This is a genomic window from Pseudomonas brassicacearum subsp. neoaurantiaca (genome assembly GCF_013608025.1).
GTDB lineage: Bacteria > Pseudomonadota > Gammaproteobacteria > Pseudomonadales > Pseudomonadaceae > Aquipseudomonas.
Map to the genome: position 1 here is coordinate 44,075 of NZ_VDLV01000026.1, position 18,091 is coordinate 62,165.

Here is an 18,091-nt window from a genome sequence, read left to right on the forward strand (position 1 = left end):
GCTAATGAGTGGCAACTTCCTCGCACTGGCTCAGCCAGGCGTGCAACAACTCTCGCCTTACGTTCCGGGCAAGCCTGTGGACGAATTGGCTCGTGAGCTGGACCTTGATCCGGCCAGCATCGTCAAATTGGCGAGTAACGAAAACCCGCTGGGCGCGAGCCCCAAGGCGCTTGCGGCGATCCGTGACGAGCTGGCCGAGCTGACGCGCTACCCGGATGGCAATGGCTTCGCCTTGAAAAGCCTGCTGGCCGAACGCTGCGGCGTCGAGCTGAGCCAAGTGACGCTGGGTAACGGTTCCAACGATATTCTCGAGCTGGTTGCCCGTGCGTATTTGGCGCCAGGCCTCAACGCGGTGTTCAGCGAGCACGCGTTCGCGGTCTACCCGATCGCCACCCAGGCAGTCGGTGCTGATGCCCATGTGGTTCCGGCCAAGGACTGGGGGCACGACCTCCCGGCCATGCTGGCGGCAATCGATGCCAACACCCGCGTGGTCTTCATTGCCAATCCGAACAACCCGACCGGCACTTGGTTCGATGCCCAGGCCTTGGACGACTTCCTGCAAGACGTGCCCGAGCACGTGCTGGTGGTATTGGACGAGGCCTACATCGAATACGCCGAAGGCAGCGATTTGCCTGACGGCCTGGATTTCCTTGCTGCCTACCCGAACCTGCTGGTGTCGCGCACTTTCTCCAAGGCCTATGGCTTGGCGTCGCTGCGGGTCGGCTATGGCTTGTCTACCGCCGTGGTGGCCGATGTGCTGAACCGCGTGCGCCAACCGTTCAACGTCAACAGCTTCGCCCTGGCTGCCGCTTGCGCCGCGTTGCAGGACGAAGCCTATCTGGCTGAAAGCCGTCGCTTGAACGAAGCCGGCATGCAGCAGTTGGAAGCGGTTTTGCGTGAGTTGGGCCTGGGCTGGATTCCATCCAAGGGCAATTTCATTTGCGTAGACGTGGGTCGCGTCGCGGCGCCGGTCTATCAGGGATTATTGCGCGAAGGCGTGATCGTCCGCCCGGTAGCGAATTACGGCATGCCGAATCACCTGCGCGTCACCGTCGGCCTGCCGGCGGAAAACAGCCGTTTCCTCGACGCGTTGAGCAAGGTCCTGGCTCGTGGTTGATGTCACCTCGCTGCAACCTGCGGCACCTATGATCGGTCGCCTGGTGGTGGTCGGCCTGGGGTTGATTGGCGGTTCGTTCGCCAAGGGCCTGCGTGAAAGCGGGCTGTGCCGTGAAGTCGTCGGTGTGGATCTCGATCCGCAATCGCGCAAGCTGGCGGTAGAGCTGGGCGTGGTGGACCGCTGTGAAGACGACTTGCTGCTCGCTTGCCAAGGCGCGGACGTAATCCAACTGGCGGTGCCGATCCTGGCGATGGAAAAACTGCTGGCCCGGTTGGCCGGCATGGACCTCGGCCAAGCGATTCTCACTGACGTCGGCAGCGCCAAGGGTAATGTGGTGCGGGCGGCAACCGAAGCGTTTGGCGGCATGCCAGCGCGTTTCGTTCCCGGACATCCGATTGCCGGCTCCGAGCAGAGCGGGGTGGAAGCTTCCAACGCCGAGCTGTTCCGTCGCCACAAGGTCATCTTGACGCCGTTGGACCAGACGGATCCGGCGGCGCTGGCGGTGGTGGATCGCCTATGGCGCGAGCTGGGTGCCGATGTCGAGCACATGCAAGTCGAGCGACACGACGAAGTATTGGCCGCCACCAGCCATTTGCCGCACCTGTTGGCGTTCGGCCTGGTGGATTCATTGGCCAAACGCAATGAAAATCTTGAGATCTTCCGTTACGCTGCCGGCGGTTTCCGCGATTTCACGAGAATCGCGGGTAGCGACCCGGTCATGTGGCACGACATCTTCCTCGCCAACCGCGAAGCTGTCCTGCGCACACTCGATACATTTCGCAGCGATCTCGACGCCTTGCGCGACGCGGTCGATGCAGGGGACGGGCACCAATTGCTGGGCGTTTTCACACGCGCCAGGGTGGCCCGCGAGCATTTCAGTAAAATCCTGGCCCGTCGGGCCTATGTGGACGCTATGAACTCCAACGATCTGATTTTCCTGGCACAACCTGGTGGCTCCCTCAGTGGGCGGATTCGTGTACCGGGCGATAAATCGATTTCCCACCGCTCGATCATGCTCGGCTCCCTGGCCGAAGGCGTGACCGAGGTGGAAGGTTTCCTCGAGGGCGAAGATGCCCTGGCAACGCTGCAAGCGTTCCGCGACATGGGCGTGGTCATCGAAGGCCCGCACCACGGCCGCGTGACGATTCATGGTGTCGGCCTGCACGGCCTCAAGCCTGCGCCGGGCCCGATCTACCTGGGCAACTCCGGCACGTCGATGCGCCTGCTATCCGGCCTGTTGGCCGCACAGGACTTCGACAGCACCCTGACCGGTGATGCCTCGCTGTCCAAGCGTCCGATGAACCGTGTCGCCAACCCGTTGCGGGAAATGGGTGCGGTGATCGAGACCGCGGCTGAAGGTCGCCCGCCGATGACCATTCGTGGTGGCAACAAGCTCAAGGGCCTGACCTACACCATGCCGATGGCCAGCGCCCAGGTGAAATCCTGCCTGCTGCTGGCGGGGCTCTACGCCGAAGGCAAGACCACCGTCACCGAGCCGGCCCCGACCCGCGACCACACCGAACGCATGCTGCGTGGCTTCGGCTATCCGGTCACGGTCGATGGCGCCACGGCGTCCGTCGAATCCGGCAACAAACTGACGGCGACCCACATCGAAGTGCCGGGCGATATCTCCTCGTCGGCGTTCTTCCTGGTGGCCGCCTCGATCGCCGAGGGTTCCGACCTGGTGCTCGAGCACGTCGGCATCAACCCGACCCGTACCGGCGTCATCGATATCCTGCGCCTGATGGGCGCCGACATCACCCTGGAAAACCAGCGTGAAGTGGGCGGCGAGCCGGTGGCAGACTTGCGCGTACGAGCGGCTAAACTCAAGGGTATCGAGATTCCGGAAGCGCTGGTTCCCCTGGCGATCGACGAATTCCCGGTGCTGTTCGTCGCGGCCGCGTGCGCAGAAGGCCGCACCGTGCTGACCGGCGCTGAAGAACTGCGGGTCAAGGAATCCGATCGTATCCAGGTGATGGCGGACGGCCTGCTGGCGCTTGGCGTCAAATGTGAACCGACGCCGGACGGTATCATCATCGACGGTGGCCAGATTGGCGGCGGCGAAGTCCATGGGCACGGCGATCACCGTATCGCCATGGCGTTCAGTGTTGCGTCCCTGCGCGCCAGCGCGCCGATCCGCATCCATGACTGCGCCAACGTCGCCACGTCGTTCCCGAATTTCCTGGCGCTGTGCGCGCAGGTTGGTATTCGAGTAGCACAAGAGGCACAGTCGTGAACATCAAGGCACCGGTCATCACCATCGATGGCCCAAGCGGATCGGGCAAGGGCACCATCGCCGGCATGCTCGCCAAGCAACTGGGCTGGAATCTGCTCGATTCCGGTGCCCTGTATCGCTTGCTGGCCTTCGCCGCGGCCAACCATGGCGTCGACCTGACCAACGAAGAACTGCTCAAGGCACTGGCCGCGCATCTGGACGTGCAGTTCATCGCCGCCACCGATGGCCAACTGCAACGGATCATCCTGGAAGGTGACGAAGTCAGCGACGTCATCCGCACCGAAAGCGTTGGCGCCGGGGCTTCCCAGGTCGCCGCGCTGCCGGCAGTGCGCGAGGCATTGCTCCAGCGTCAACGGGCATTCCAGGAACCGCCGGGGCTGGTGGCGGATGGCCGGGACATGGGCACGGTGGTGTTCACCGATGCGCCATTGAAGATTTTCCTCACCGCCAGCGCGGAGGAGCGGGCTCGTCGCCGATATTTGCAGTTGAAGGGCAAAGGCGAGGATGTTAGTCTGTCGAGTCTGCTAGATGAGATCCGTGCACGCGACGAGCGTGATACCCAGCGCGCAGTGGCCCCGCTAAAGCCGGCGGCCGATGCGATACAGCTGGATTCCACGGAGTTGTCCATCGACCAGGTGTTGCAACGCATCATGAGCGAGATCGCGCTTCGCGATATCGCCGGGTGACCAGGAAGCTCCGCAGGGGACCAGTCATAGTCCTGCGGTGCTTCTTATATATGAAACTAACCCACATCGTCTGGGGTGTGGAGATGGGCGTTTACTTCGCCCTAATCAACAGGAATTAAAATGAGCGAAAGCTTTGCGGAACTCTTTGAAGAAAGCTTGAAAACCCTGAACCTTCAGGCAGGCTCCATCATCACCGGCGTTATCGTTGATATCGATTACCAGGCTCGCTGGGTAACCGTTCACGCTGGTCTGAAGTCTGAAGCGCTGATCCCGCTTGAGCAGTTCTACAACGACGCTGGCGAACTGAACATCAACGTTGGTGACGAAGTTCACGTGGCGTTGGATTCGGTTGAAGATGGCTTCGGTGAAACCAAGCTGTCCCGTGAGAAAGCCAAGCGTGCTGAATGCTGGATCGTTCTGGAAGCGGCCTTCGCAGCTGAGGAAGTGGTCAAGGGCGTTATCAACGGTAAGGTTAAAGGCGGCTTCACTGTCGACGTTAACGGCATCCGTGCGTTCCTGCCAGGTTCCCTGGTTGACGTCCGTCCAGTGCGCGACACCACGCACCTGGAAGGCAAAGAGCTGGAATTCAAGGTCATCAAGCTGGACCAGAAGCGCAACAACGTTGTCGTTTCCCGTCGCAGTGTCCTGGAAGCCGAGAACTCCGCCGAGCGTGAAGCTCTGCTGGAATCGCTGCAGGAAGGCCAGCAGGTCAAGGGTATCGTCAAGAACCTCACCGATTACGGCGCATTCGTCGATCTGGGTGGCGTCGATGGCCTGCTGCACATCACCGACATGGCCTGGAAGCGTATCAAGCATCCTTCGGAAATCGTCAACGTTGGCGACGAGATCGATGTCAAGGTTCTGAAGTACGATCGCGAGCGCAATCGTGTTTCCCTGGGCCTCAAGCAACTGGGTGAAGATCCATGGGTCGCTATCAAAGCCCGTTACCCAGAAGGCACTCGCGTCACCGCTCGTGTTACCAACCTGACCGACTACGGCTGCTTCGCTGAGCTGGAAGAAGGCGTTGAAGGCCTGGTACACGTTTCCGAAATGGACTGGACCAACAAGAACATCCACCCTTCGAAAGTCGTACAAGTCGGCGACGAAGTGGAAGTCATGGTTCTGGACATCGACGAAGAGCGTCGTCGTATCTCCCTCGGCATCAAGCAGTGCAAGTCCAACCCATGGGAAGACTTCTCTGGCCAGTTCAACAAGGGCGATAAAATCTCCGGCACCATCAAGTCGATCACCGATTTCGGTATCTTCATTGGTCTGGACGGCGGCATCGACGGCCTGGTTCACCTGTCCGACATCTCCTGGAACGAAGTGGGCGAAGAAGCCGTACGCCGTTTCAAGAAGGGCGACGAGCTGGACACCGTTATCCTGTCGGTTGACCCAGAGCGCGAGCGCATCTCCCTGGGTATCAAGCAACTGGAAAGCGATCCGTTCTCCGAGTACGTTCAAGAGAACGACAAAGGCGCAATCGTTAAGGGCATCGTGAAAGAAGTTGACGCCAAAGGCGCCATCATCACCCTGGCCGACGATATCGAAGCGACTCTGAAAGCCTCCGAAATCAGCCGTGACCGCGTTGAAGACGCGCGTAACGTCCTGAAAGAAGGCGAAGAAGTAGAAGCCAAGATCATCAGCGTTGACCGCAAGAGCCGCGTAATCCAGCTCTCCATCAAGTCGAAAGACGATGCTGAAGAGAAAGAAGCAATCCAGAGCCTGCGCGACAAGCCAGCTACTGACATTGCTGCTGGTCCTACCACTCTGGGCGACCTGCTGCGTGCACAGATGGAAAAACAGAACTGAGTTCTGTCAGACCATAGAAAAAGGGCGACTTCGGTCGCCCTTTTTTGTGCCTGCGATTTCTCGGGTTTATCCGTATCGAACAAGGAGTCGTTATGATCAGTCGGGGCGCGGCGAAACCAACCGCTTCATCAGGCTGTCTCTTTTATGAAACATGAACAAAAAATATCCTAGGGCAGTGTTCTGTCTCTTGTCGAAAGGATCTGAATGAACAAGCTCTTTTTGGTAGCCATTGTGCTGGTGTTAACGGGATGTGCGACGAGCGCCAAGACCCACGCGGTACCTGGTGTAAGCGGCATCGAAATCGACTGCTCGGGATTGGGTTCCGGCTGGGAGAAGTGCTACAAGCGCGCCGCCAAGGAGTGCAAGGGTCAAGGCTACAAGGTAATAACCCGATCAGATGATGCCAAGGACCAAGACCAATATCCTTTCGGCTTCAATCCGGCGGGTTACCTGACGAGAACGATGCTGGTCATGTGTCGCTAGTTGAGGGTTTCCGTCCGTTTGCACTGAAAAGGGGCGATCAGCATGCGTGGCACATATGTCAATAGTTGGGCTGTTCAAATTCCTCCGGGCATGCTAAAACCTTCGAAGCGATTTTCCTAGCTGCTTGAAAAAGAAGGGAAAAACATGACGAAGTCGGAGTTGATCGAACGGATTGTCACCCATCAAGGGCTGCTCTCGTCCAAGGATGTGGAGCTGGCCATCAAGACCATGCTCGAACAAATGTCCCAATGCCTGGCTACCGGAGATCGTATCGAAATCCGTGGGTTCGGCAGCTTCTCCCTGCATTACCGCGCCCCGCGGGTAGGTCGCAACCCAAAAACCGGCCAATCCGTCAGCCTCGATGGAAAATTCGTACCTCACTTCAAACCGGGCAAGGAGCTTCGAGACCGGGTGAACGAGGACGAGGATGACGAGGTCTGAAACGGCCCAAAAAAAAGAGGTCTCCATGCGGAACTTTAGGCGCGTTGCGCTTGTCGTACTTGCGGTGCTCGTGGCTTCGGCTATCGTACTGTTCGTGCTTGAAAACAGTCAGCCTGTCGTATTGTTATTCCTCGGATGGTCGGCACCGCAACTTCCCGTTTCGGTTTTTGTCTTGCTGGCGCTCCTCTCTGGAATGATGGTTGGTCCCCTGATGGCGTGGTTCGCCGGAAGAGGTCGGCGGCTGAAATAATGGATATGTGAGCCCAGTAGTCTCGGAGTACGGAGTAAGGATCACTGCCGCAATTTTCTGACTTTGGGTATGTAGCATTTGTTTAATTTTAATAAAAACACCGCCGTGTCCGCCGGGGACGTGCCCGTCTTACCTTTTAATGCGTCTAGTGTGTCTGCAAGCGCAAAGCTAAAAAAAGGAAGCGAGGCTATCCATGCAAGATAATCGTATTGCAATGCGCGACGAAGATGAAATCGACCTGATTGCCTTGGCACATGGGCTTTGGGCTCAAAAATGGTTGATCATCGCCATAACTCTTTTGGTCACTGCTGGCGCCGCTGCTTACGCGTTTCTCAGCAAACCTATCTATGAAGCCAAGCTTTTTATCATGCCGCCGACTCAGAACCAGATCGCTGAGTTGAACTATGGGCGTGGGAAAAGTACGGAACTCGACACTTATTCCATTAAGCATGTTTACGATGTTTTCGCTCGTAACTTGCAAGGCGAGTCGCTACGTCAGACATTCTTCAATCAAATTTATATTCCTTCGCTTGATGAGTCGCAGCGAAAAGGGGCTTTTGATCGCTTGTACGATCGATTTTCGCGGGAGCTGATAGTCAAGGGGCCAGGTAAGGACACGCCGGATCGTTTCTCGGTGACCGTCCAAAACGGTGACCCAGTCAAGGCGACTGAGTGGGCCAAGGCCTACGTGGCGCGTGCCAGTGAGGCTGCGGAGTCGGAGTTGATCAAGAACGTGACGACTGAAGCTTCGGTGAGGGCGCGTAATCTTGAGCAGCGTATTGTCAGCTTGCGGGAGACTGCGCAACGTGTGCGTGAGGACCGGATTCAGCAATTACGGGAAGCGTTGAAAATTGCTGAGGCGATTGGACTGACTACGCCAGTTATCAATTCTTCAGCTGCTGTGGATATTACCGTTGATACGGGAAATAAAATGGATTACCAGCGTGGTAGTAAGGCGTTGGCGGCTGAAATTCAGACGTTAGAGTCCAGGGCTTCGGATGATGCGTTTATATCTGATTTGCGGACGTTGCAAATGCGATATAACTTTTATCGTAAGTTGAATATTGATTCTGAGCTTATTTCGGTTTATCGGCAGGATGGTAGTGTCGAGGTTCCTGAGAGCCCGGTTAAACCGAGGAAGGGATTGATTATACTACTCGGTATGATTGCTGGAGCTTTGTTAGGAATGCTGGCAGCATTAGTGAAAATTGTCTCTAATCGCAAAGAGTACGAATATTAGCTTCTGGTTGCGGGTGGATTAAGAGGTAATGGCCACGCATAAAAGGTTTATGTGTGGCCATTTTGCTTTTGAAAGCTTCGTAAAAATTTGAGATTTATTTATATGACGTTTGAGCGTTTTTGTTTGTCTTTTTTTTGTTGTCAGTTTAAGAATAATGAATCCCGCACCCCTTGATTATGGCTTGTTGAACAGCAGCGTTGCGCTCCTCTGGTTAAGGTCGTGGGAAACGGCCTTGCTGCGGGTGGCGGCTATGAAGGCATGCGCAGCTTGGCAGAACTAAGTGCATGGGCGCCCTTACCCTCGGCTCCTGGTCAGACTATAATACACGATGTTCGTGTAGAGCTTTATCGAGGATGGACGTATCTGGCGGTACCCATGGGGCCGCAGCTTCAAGGTGAATAACTTAATGGATACCGATTTGAATAGCATAAATAATGAAGGCTTGAAGCTCGGAATAATAGGTCTAGGCTACGTAGGGCTACCCCTCGCTGTTGAGTTTGGAAAATATTATCCAGTTTTAGGGTTTGATATTAATCAGTCCAGAATAAATGAACTTAAAAAAGGCAATGATATTACGCTAGAAGTTGAGCGGCAGGAGCTAGCACTTGCTAAGCACCTGGAGTTTAGCTTTGAGGCGGTTGATCTTAAACAGTGCAATGTGTTTATAGTAACTGTGCCGACACCCATCGATGAATATAAAAATCCGGATCTTACTCCGCTTTTGAAAGCGTCTAGTACTATAGCGGGAGTCCTAAAAAAAGGTGACGTAATCATATATGAATCGACGGTATATCCCGGGGCAACGGAAGAAGAGTGCGTACCTGTTCTGGAGCGTCTCTCGGGGTTAAAGTTTAACGGAGATTTTTTTGTAGGTTATAGCCCAGAGCGGATCAATCCTGGTGACAAAGAGCACCGTGTAACGACAATAAAAAAAGTTACATCGGGATCTACTCCAGCAACGGCTACGTTCGTAGATGATTTGTATAAGAAAATAATTACAGCCGGAACGCACAAGGCAAGCAGCATAAAAGTAGCCGAAGCAGCCAAAGTTATCGAAAATACACAGCGGGATCTTAATATCGCGCTAATTAACGAGCTGGCAATTATATTTAATAAGTTGGGCATCGATACTGAGTCTGTACTAGAGGCGGCAGGAACAAAATGGAATTTCTTACCGTTTCGTCCTGGGTTAGTTGGCGGCCATTGTATAGGTGTGGATCCATACTATCTTACTCATAAGGCTCAATCGATAGGCTATCATCCTGAAATAATATTGGCTGGGCGCCGCCTGAACGATGGAATGGGCGTGTACGTGGTATCTCAACTTGTAAAGGCAATGCTGAAGAAGAAAATACACGTTGATGGCGCTAGAGTGTTGATAATGGGACTTACTTTTAAAGAAAATTGTCCTGATCTAAGAAATACTCGAATAGTAGATATTGTGCATGAGTTGGCAGAATATAATATTGCGGTCGATATATTTGACCCGTGGGTCGATCCTGAAGAAGCACAAAAAGAATATGGTTTAACGTTGATAAATAAACCCCTTCCCAGTTCGTACGACTCGATTGTGTTAGCAGTTGCTCACGCACAGTTCAAGGAAATGGGCGGTGAATTAATTCGTTCGCTTGGCAAGATTAATCATGTGCTATATGATTTAAAATATTTGCTGCGCAGCGATGAATCTGATATTCGTCTCTGATAGTTAAATTAAAATATGTGATTCATGCGAGGCCGTATGAGACGATATGAAGAATTAATTGAAGACTTGCCTAAAACGCCAAAGAGTTGGTTGGTGACTGGGGTCGCGGGTTTTATAGGATCAAATCTTCTTGAGAAATTATTGAAACTGGATCAGACGGTTCTAGGGTTAGATAATTTTTCCACCGGCTTTCGACACAACCTTGAGGAGGTCAAGGGAAATGTGTCGGCCGCACAATGGGCACGTTTTATTTTTAAAGAAGGTGATATTAGAAATCCTCAAGATTGTCGTGATGCGTGCGCGGGTGTCGACTACGTTCTGCATCAAGCAGCCCTTGGATCTGTACCGAGATCTTTAGGCGATCCTATTACCACTAATGCTACTAATATAGATGGTTTTTTAAATATGTTAGTCGCCGCTCGTGACTCGAAAGTCAAGAGCTTCACATACGCAGCTAGCAGTTCCACCTATGGAGATCATCCGGCTTTGCCGAAAATTGAGCACACTATAGGAAGTCCTCTGTCACCATATGCTGTGACTAAATACGTCAATGAGTTGTATGCAGACGTATTCGGCAAGTGTTATGGATTCAAGGCAACCGGTCTACGCTATTTTAATGTTTTTGGAAAAAGACAAGATCCGAATGGCGCTTATGCTGCTGTGATTCCCAAATGGACAGCTGCCATGATTCTAGATGAGACTATTACAGTCAATGGTGACGGTTCGACAAGTAGGGATTTTTGTTTCATCGAAAACGTAATCCAAGCTAACTTATTGGCAGCAACTGAAGAAAGCAATGGAGCTTCAAATCAGGTCTATAATGTGGCGGTAGGCGCTAGAACAAGCCTGAATGACTTACATGTGATGTTAAGGGCAGAGCTTGCACAGTTGGGGATAAGATACCATAAGCTGCCAAAATATAGTGAGTTCCGGGCGGGTGACGTCTTGCATTCACAAGCATCTGTTGAAAAGATCAAGGAAAACCTAGGTTACACGCCGAGCTACTCAATTGCGGATGGTTTGAAAATAGCCATGCCGTGGTATCTACACATGCTTCGGAGAGGTTGATAATGAGCCTAGTAAAATTTATACAGTTTCCTGTGCTAGGCGATGAGCGCGGACAACTATACGTAATGGAAGGCGCGCGCAATATCCATTTTGATATTAAAAGAGCTTACTATTTAGTAGGAACCTTGAAGGGCGTATCTCGGGGTTTTCATGCGCACAAGGAGCTACAACAGATTGCTGTATGTGTGTCTGGAAGTTGTAAGATGCTTCTAGATGACGGAATACAACGAAGCCAAGTTATTTTAGATGAGCCGAACAAAGCAATATGCATAGATAAAATGGTTTGGCACGAAATGCACGATTTTACAAAGGATTGTGTGCTGTTGGTGCTGGCGAGTGATTATTATGATGAGTCAGATTATATCAGGAGTTATGAGGATTTTTTAAAGAGTGTCAATCATGACTGAAATTCATCCTCTTTCAGATGTAAAAAGTGTCCATATAGGCAAAAATACTCGCGTCTGGCAATACAGTGTGATTTTTGAAAACGCGATAATTGGGGAAGATTGCAATATATGTGCTCATACTCTTATTGAGTCGGACGTGATTATTGGAAGCAGAGTTACCGTCAAGTCCGGCGTTTTTATCTGGAACGGTGCCAGGATCGAGGACGATGTTTTTATAGGTCCTAACGTAACATTTACAAATGACTCCATGCCTAGGTCTAGAGTGTACCCTGACGCTTTTGAGGCTATCCACATTTGTAAGGGGGCGAGTATCGGGGCTAACGCTACATTGCTTCCTGGCATCAAAGTGGGTTCTTATTCAATGATCGGCGCTGGTGCGGTAGTCACACGTGATGTACCAGATTACGCTGTAGTAGTTGGTAATCCGGCGAAAATCACAAGGTATCTCAAATGAAGGTTAATTTTCTAGATTTGAAACGTATAAATGCTTCGATGTCCAATGAAGTTATCGAAGCTTGCGCCAGGGTTGTCGACTCTGGATGGTACATCAATGGATCCGAATTGACGAATTTTGAGCAAGAGTTTGCGGATTATTGCGGCGTAAAATATTGCATAGGGGTCGCTAACGGTCTAGATGCATTGACTTTGACTTTGCGTGCTTGGAAAAAGCTTGGGAAGTTAAAGAATGGCGATGAGGTTATCGTGCCCGCCAACACATATATCGCAACTATCTTGGCCGTAACTGAAAACGATTTGGTTCCTATTCTAGTGGAGCCCGATAATGAGACGTTTAATATATCGCCCGACCGAATTTTAGCTGCTATCACGAAAAAGACTCGCGCTATCATACCAGTTCATCTTTATGGCCAGCTTGCCGACATGCCAGAGATAGCTAGACTTGCTGCGGAGCATGGACTTCTCATATTAGAAGATTCTGCACAAGCGCATGGCGCGTGCTTTCAAGGGAAGAAAGCTGGGGCATGGGGCGACGCTTCTGGCTTTAGCTTTTATCCAGGGAAAAATCTTGGTGCCTTGGGAGATGGTGGGGCGGTTACGACCAACGATGAAACACTCGCAAGTACGCTAATTAGTCTTAGGAATTATGGCTCGGAGATAAAATATCACAATGAGATGAAAGGGGTTAACAGCCGATTAGATGAAATCCAAGCAGCTATTCTTCGGATAAAGCTAAAATATCTTGATGGACACAATCAATTTCGGAGGGAGGTCGCGAATAGATATATCGCAGAAATTAAAAACGATCTGCTGCGCTTGCCTGTTGAACAGTTTTCAACTTTGTCGAGAGATGCCCATGTCTGGCATGTGTTTGTTGTAAGATGCGCTAATCGAAAAATGTTTCAGGAACATCTTTCCTCTTACGGTGTGCAGACAATTATTCATTACCCGATTCCACCACATAAACAGCGAGCATTACCAGAGATGAGTCATTTGGTATTGCCCATAACTGAACGAATTCATGACGAGGTAGTAAGCCTTCCTATAGGTCCGTGCATGACACGTGAGGAAATAGACTTGGTCATACATGCGTGTAACGCATATTCCGCAGCTATTTAACATGAATTTGTTCAAAACAAGTGCATTAAGTGCGGTGTCGGTACTTGTACGTATATTGGTGATGCTTGGCCTAAACAAGGTTTTGGCAATCTACGTCGGACCAGGCGGTTACGCTTTAATTGGACAATTTCAAAACTTTATACAAATGGTGCTGTCGGTATCTGGCGGAGCGGTTAATACAGGGATAACAAAGTACACCTCTCAATATTATGATAACAAGCCGAAGAGAGTTTCATTTTGGCGGGCAGGGATGACCATTACACTGTTAGCCTCCGGGATTACAGCTGTGGCGGTCGCTTTGATGAGTGACTATTTAGCGATTTATTTGCTTCATGATGTGAGTTTTTCTGGGGTCTTTATTTGGCTATCCATAACGTTGGTACTATTCGCTCTAAATAATTTTCTTTTAGCGGTCTTGAATGGTAGGAAAGAGGTTGTTCGATACGTTTTATGCTCTGTAGCTGGGAACATATTTTCTTTAATCATAACCTTTGTTTTAGTCGTTAAGTTCGGTATTTACGGTGCCTTTGTCGCATTGGCTACTTATCAGTCAGTCACCTTATTCATCACTATATTTTTTTGCTGTAAATCGCAATGGCTCAGTTACGATAATTTTATCGGCAGTGCAGATATTGGTTCGTTTAAGGCTCTGGGTTTGTATGCTGTAATGGCCCTAACTTCCGCTATATGCGTTCCACTTAGCCACATTTTTATCAGGAGTTTCTTAGGAGCCAATTTTGGTTTGGTCTCAGCAGGAATGTGGGAGGCGCTGTGGAGACTAAGTGCAACTTATCTCATGGTGATTACGGCGACATTAGCAGTATATTATCTTCCAAGACTCTCAGAGCTGAAGTCAAATGAAGAGATAAAGAATGAAATAATTAAAATATTGAAAATTGTACTTCCATTAGTTATGGCAATGGGGGTTCTGCTTTATCTACTAAGGGGTTTGGTAATAACGATATTATTTTCCAAAAGTTTTTTGCCCATGGAGGAGTTAATGGGCTGGCAACTTTTTGGAGATACATTCAAGGTTGCTAGCTGGATTCTAGGTTTTGTTCTCACCGCTAAAGCACTGTGGAAGCAGTATGTAGTAACTGAAATACTATTTAGTCTTTCTTTTTGTCTTTTAGTTGTTTTCTTTCAGCCTTTAGGATTAAAGGGGGCTGTGGTAGCTCACGCTGTCAACTATTCCCTGCATTTGCTTGCTATGTTTTTGATATTGCGTAAGGAGAGGATTTTGTGATGCGTCCGACAATTAAATTTAAAAGACAATCCAGATCGTTGTTTGTCCGCATTGTTATAAAAATTGTTCAAATTGTACGCGTGGCAATTTATAGGTATTTATATTCCACCAACAAAGCTACGTTGGTTGGTACTCAGTTTAGGCAGCCAGTGCAGTTAGTCGGTTCCGGGCAGATTTATATGAATAAGGTCGTCATTGGAGTTTGGCCATCACCTGGGTTCATTAACAACGTCGCGTATGTCGAAGCTAGGTCGTCTGGTGCCCGTGTGATAATCGGTGCAGGTACCACTATCAATAATGGATTGGTTATTATTGCTGATAAAGAAACGATCGAGATAGGAGAAAATTGTTTAATAGGTACGAATGTTTATATCAGTGACTCCGACTTTCATGGGTTGGAGGTCAGCGAACGCCATAAAGGTGACCATCTTTGCGAATCAGTAGCAATATCAGATAATGTTTTCATAGGTAATGATGTCAAGATTCTCAAAGGAGTGTCGATTGGTGAGGGTGCTATTATAGCAAATAGCGCGGTGGTTACTAGGGATGTTGAACCTGGCTCTGTGTATGCGGGGATTCCTGCAAAACTTATAAGAAGGCTAGAGGGAAAATTATGATTGTCGAGACACCGTTGGTATCGGTTATTGTGCCTTCTTACAATCATAGTGCGTACATTCGTGAATGCGTTGAGAGTATTATCCAGCAAACGTATAGGAACATTGAGTTAATTATAATAGACGACGGGTCAACGGACCACTCTGAGCAAGTAATTGCTGAGCTTGCTGATCTATGTTCGGGTAGGTTTGTTCGATTTGAAGCAAGGCATCGTCCGAACCGCGGATTATGCGCAACTTTGAATGAGGCAGTTGAGTGGTGCCAAGGAAAATATTGCTCAATAATAGCGTCCGATGACTTAATGTTACCGCAAAAGACCTCGGTACAGGTTGAGTATTTAGAGATGAACCCAAATTGCGCAGCTGTATTTGGTCAAGTCATAACTATTAACTCTATCTCGAAAGTTGTGCGCTCTAAAAAGCAAATAAAAAAAATCTATCATTTCGAAGATATTTTCTTGCATAAACATTCGCTCCCAGCACCTACCCAGATGATCAGAAGCGAAAACTTAAAAAATTCGGGAGGTTATCCAGCTTGGTTGATTATAGAAGATTGGTATATGTGGTTGAAACTCGCCTCTGATGGATCTACATTGGACAATATGGCAGTTGAAACTACCTTGTACCGGCGCCACACCGGTAACCTTTCGCGTAGAATTGAGAAAATGGCGCAGGGACGTTACGAGATATTAAACGGATATCGGCAACATCCTCTTTATGACTCCGCGATGGCCAATGCAATTTTAATGTCGGCTATAGATCTCCAAATATATGATAAAAAACATGCTATTAAACTTGCCGCGAAAGCGATCGGTAAGATGCCCTTTATTATAGTTCAGCTGCGCTTTTTTAAGTTTGTCGTAAAATTAATGTTGCCCAAGAAAAGAATGCAGAGATATTTCGAGGGTACACAAGTTGAATAAGCTATTTCTGTTTTTTCTTTTTTTTCTAATTGTCTTTGATCTTCAGGTACCTTTTCTTCCTAACGGATGTGGAAGTTCTGTGATAGTGTTGATTTTGCTTTTGGTGATGGTTTTATTAAAAGGAAAATTAAAAGTTTCCGGTCAGGTGTTTGGTTCGCTGTTCCCTTTGTTGCTGCTGCATCTGGCTGTTGCGCTGTTTGTCGTTTTAAGAGTGCTTTATGATAAAGGTGAGGAATTTCAAGTACTGTTGTCCGTTGGTAAGAGTGTCGTTGTATTTTTGGCGGTATTTCTTTTCTTTTTAATGTTCGAGCGTGCAGCGTATGCTGTTCCTGATTTGATAAAATCAGTGTTTTTATTCAATGCGTTAGTTTGTTTCGTCGCTGGAACAATTCCCTCTGTTCTTGAGGTGGTTCGATATTTCCAGTTTGATTCGAGCGCCACAGCTGTTATCACTTACAGGAATGCGTTTCTGTCGGGTTCAGGTTTTTTTTCGATCGGATCGGCCTATGGTTTGGTGACCTTTTTTCTTATTTATATATATATGGTTGAGCGAAGAGTGACTGATTTTACGACAGTCGCATCAATATTATTTATTTTTTCGGCTGGTTTCGTTGCGGCCCGTGTCTCTATGATAGGAATCGCACTTGCTGCTCCATTGCTGTTGCGTAGAAATTTTAGAATGTTCGTCAGGTCTAGCGTTGTTTTGATCGGCGCGGTAGTTATGTTTCTGACTGTGCCAGGTCTCGATAAATACAACTCTTGGTTATTTGAGTTTTTTTCAAGTGGTCTGCAATCATCTACGCTTGCTGTACTGTTGCAAGATATGTATTTTATTCCCGATATTAATACATTGGTTTTTGGTGATGGCAAATATGGTCTAAGTGGGGAGGTGTATTACGGGGGGAGCGATGTGGGTTATATGAGGAACTTGTTTTTAGGGGGGGTTCCCTATGTTGCTCTGTTACTGGGCTTTCCTCTCTTCCTCCTGCTTGAAGCAAGGAAGCACAAAGCGATGCTGTGTTTTGGTAGTGTCATTATAATTTGTGCGTTTCATGCGAAAGGTGCATTCATATACAATAATGCGCAAGGTATGGCTGTATTTTACGCAATATATCTTCATGTTCGTTTGTCTAAAGAACGTATTGCAAGCGATGAGAATCTTACTGAGGTTAGATCGATATGAGAATCGCATTCGTTATCTCAGGGTTAGGTGTGGGAGGAGCCGAGGCCGTAGTTTGCACGTTAGCTGATTCGTTAGCATCCAAGGGGCATACAGTAAAAATATTCTATATGCGAGGAGAAGCGCTGGTCACGCCTTCCAACCCAAACGTGGAGCTAGTTGGTCTGGGCTTTAACTCTCTATTGTCAATGTTTCCGTCAGTCTTACGTTACGTATTTGAGATATACAAATTCAGGCCGGATTTGATTCATAGTCATATGTTTCATGCAAATATTTTGGCGCGGGTGTGCGGTGCGCCTCTCTTTTCAAGCGCTCCCATTATATGCACCGCGCATAGTAATAACGAAGGCGGCAAACTGAGGATGCTAAGTTACCGAATTACCCATTTTCGGTGCGCGGCTTTTACAAGTGTCAGTGCTCAAGCAGCAAAAGAATATGAATATAAGAAGGCCGCGCCACAAAATAGTATCCTGGTTGTATCTAACCCTATAGACGCTTCGAAATTTTTTCTTGATGAAAATTCGCGAAAGAAGATGCGTAAGGTATTAGATGCTGGAACCTCCAAGGTGTTGCTAGCGGTGGGTAGACTAGTGGAGGCGAAGGATTACCTTACGATGATTAAGGCTTTCAAGGGTGTCATAAGTGCACAGCCTGAGGCTCGACTTTATATTGCTGGCGATGGGCCGCTAATGGCGGAAACTAAAAACTATGTAACAGAACTAGACCTAAATAATTATGTTTTTTTTCTCGGTAAGCGTCGCGACATACCTGCCCTGATGAATGCAGCTGATGTTTTTGTTCTCTCATCTGCATGGGAAGGATTTGGTCTCGTAGTGGCTGAGGCGATGGCTACCGAGAAAGTTGTAGTTGCAACAGATTGTGGCGGCGTTAAGGAAGTAATGGGGTCTGTAGGATATTTGGTTCCCAAAAAAGATCCGTCTTCTTTATCCGATGCCCTGCTTACCGCTTTATCTTTGCCGCCTGAGTCTGCAAAAAAAATGGGTGAAAAAGCAAGAGAGTCGGTTGTCGATAAATATAGCGTAGAGCGAATAGTTTCTTGCTGGCTAAAAGTTTATTCTGATGTGTCTGCGAGACTATAAATTTTCTCAGC

Annotated in this window: 18 protein-coding genes; all 18 read left to right on the plus strand. The window is 49.3% G+C overall.

Features of this window, described 5'->3' with window-relative positions:
- The first annotated feature begins 4 nt into the window (after positions 1-4).
- The 18 genes from hisC to FHK92_RS15590 all read left to right on the plus strand — a co-directional run bounded on the left by hisC (position 5) and on the right by FHK92_RS15590 (position 18,080).
- Positions 5-1,117: a histidinol-phosphate transaminase gene (gene hisC, locus FHK92_RS15505; protein ID WP_181288835.1), complete on the plus strand. Its 1,113-nt coding sequence runs from the start codon at positions 5-7 to the stop codon at positions 1,115-1,117.
- 28 nt (positions 1,118-1,145) lie between these two features.
- Entirely contained in the window at positions 1,146-3,353 is a 2,208-nt protein-coding gene (locus FHK92_RS15510) for a bifunctional prephenate dehydrogenase/3-phosphoshikimate 1-carboxyvinyltransferase (RefSeq protein WP_236010372.1), read from the plus strand.
- Positions 3,350-4,039, plus strand: coding sequence for a (d)CMP kinase (cmk, locus tag FHK92_RS15515; RefSeq protein ID WP_030141014.1), 690 nt, complete (start codon positions 3,350-3,352; stop codon positions 4,037-4,039). Before FHK92_RS15510 ends, cmk begins: the two co-directional genes overlap by 4 nt.
- A gap of 120 nt (positions 4,040-4,159) precedes the next feature.
- Entirely contained in the window at positions 4,160-5,851 is a 1,692-nt protein-coding gene (rpsA, locus tag FHK92_RS15520) for a 30S ribosomal protein S1 (protein WP_030141013.1), read from the plus strand.
- Positions 5,852-6,055: 204 nt separating this feature from the next.
- Positions 6,056-6,334 carry a hypothetical protein gene (locus tag FHK92_RS15525; RefSeq protein ID WP_181288837.1) on the plus strand — a complete coding sequence of 93 codons (279 nt, stop codon included), beginning with the start codon at positions 6,056-6,058 and terminating at the stop codon, positions 6,332-6,334.
- Between the two features lie 144 nt (positions 6,335-6,478).
- The gene (gene ihfB, locus FHK92_RS15530; protein WP_181288838.1) at positions 6,479-6,775 is read left to right on the plus strand and encodes an integration host factor subunit beta; all 297 of its coding nucleotides are present in this window, start codon (positions 6,479-6,481) and stop codon (positions 6,773-6,775) included.
- 25 nt (positions 6,776-6,800) lie between these two features.
- Positions 6,801-7,025, plus strand: coding sequence for a lipopolysaccharide assembly protein LapA domain-containing protein (locus FHK92_RS15535; protein ID WP_181288866.1), 225 nt, complete (start codon positions 6,801-6,803; stop codon positions 7,023-7,025).
- Positions 7,026-7,218: 193 nt separating this feature from the next.
- Positions 7,219-8,265, plus strand: a complete 1,047-nt coding sequence (locus FHK92_RS15540; RefSeq protein WP_181288839.1) for an LPS O-antigen chain length determinant protein WzzB — start codon at positions 7,219-7,221, stop codon at positions 8,263-8,265.
- 406 nt (positions 8,266-8,671) lie between these two features.
- Positions 8,672-9,967, plus strand: coding sequence for a Vi polysaccharide biosynthesis UDP-N-acetylglucosamine C-6 dehydrogenase TviB (tviB, locus tag FHK92_RS15545; RefSeq protein WP_181288840.1), 1,296 nt, complete (start codon positions 8,672-8,674; stop codon positions 9,965-9,967).
- 36 nt (positions 9,968-10,003) lie between these two features.
- Positions 10,004-11,035 carry an NAD-dependent epimerase/dehydratase family protein gene (locus tag FHK92_RS15550; protein ID WP_181288841.1) on the plus strand — a complete coding sequence of 344 codons (1,032 nt, stop codon included), beginning with the start codon at positions 10,004-10,006 and terminating at the stop codon, positions 11,033-11,035.
- A gap of 2 nt (positions 11,036-11,037) precedes the next feature.
- The gene (locus tag FHK92_RS15555) at positions 11,038-11,442 is read left to right on the plus strand and encodes a sugar 3,4-ketoisomerase (protein WP_181288842.1); all 405 of its coding nucleotides are present in this window, start codon (positions 11,038-11,040) and stop codon (positions 11,440-11,442) included.
- Positions 11,435-11,896 carry an acyltransferase gene (locus FHK92_RS15560; protein WP_181288843.1) on the plus strand — a complete coding sequence of 154 codons (462 nt, stop codon included), beginning with the start codon at positions 11,435-11,437 and terminating at the stop codon, positions 11,894-11,896. The genes FHK92_RS15555 and FHK92_RS15560 overlap by 8 nt, the downstream gene beginning before the upstream one ends.
- Positions 11,893-13,017, plus strand: coding sequence for a DegT/DnrJ/EryC1/StrS family aminotransferase (locus tag FHK92_RS15565; RefSeq protein WP_181288844.1), 1,125 nt, complete (start codon positions 11,893-11,895; stop codon positions 13,015-13,017). The genes FHK92_RS15560 and FHK92_RS15565 overlap by 4 nt, the downstream gene beginning before the upstream one ends.
- Before the next feature lies 1 nt (position 13,018).
- Positions 13,019-14,263, plus strand: coding sequence for an O-antigen translocase (locus FHK92_RS15570; protein WP_181288845.1), 1,245 nt, complete (start codon positions 13,019-13,021; stop codon positions 14,261-14,263).
- Positions 14,263-14,880 carry an acyltransferase gene (locus FHK92_RS15575; RefSeq protein WP_258232672.1) on the plus strand — a complete coding sequence of 206 codons (618 nt, stop codon included), beginning with the start codon at positions 14,263-14,265 and terminating at the stop codon, positions 14,878-14,880. The genes FHK92_RS15570 and FHK92_RS15575 overlap by 1 nt, the downstream gene beginning before the upstream one ends.
- Positions 14,877-15,800: a glycosyltransferase family 2 protein gene (locus FHK92_RS15580; RefSeq protein ID WP_181288846.1), complete on the plus strand. Its 924-nt coding sequence runs from the start codon at positions 14,877-14,879 to the stop codon at positions 15,798-15,800. The genes FHK92_RS15575 and FHK92_RS15580 overlap by 4 nt, the downstream gene beginning before the upstream one ends.
- On the plus strand, positions 15,793-16,983 hold the full coding sequence (locus tag FHK92_RS15585) for a hypothetical protein (protein WP_181288847.1): 1,191 nt from the start codon (positions 15,793-15,795) through the stop codon (positions 16,981-16,983). The genes FHK92_RS15580 and FHK92_RS15585 overlap by 8 nt, the downstream gene beginning before the upstream one ends.
- Positions 16,980-18,080, plus strand: coding sequence for a glycosyltransferase (locus FHK92_RS15590; protein ID WP_181288848.1), 1,101 nt, complete (start codon positions 16,980-16,982; stop codon positions 18,078-18,080). The genes FHK92_RS15585 and FHK92_RS15590 overlap by 4 nt, the downstream gene beginning before the upstream one ends.
- Positions 18,081-18,091 lie beyond the last annotated feature (11 nt).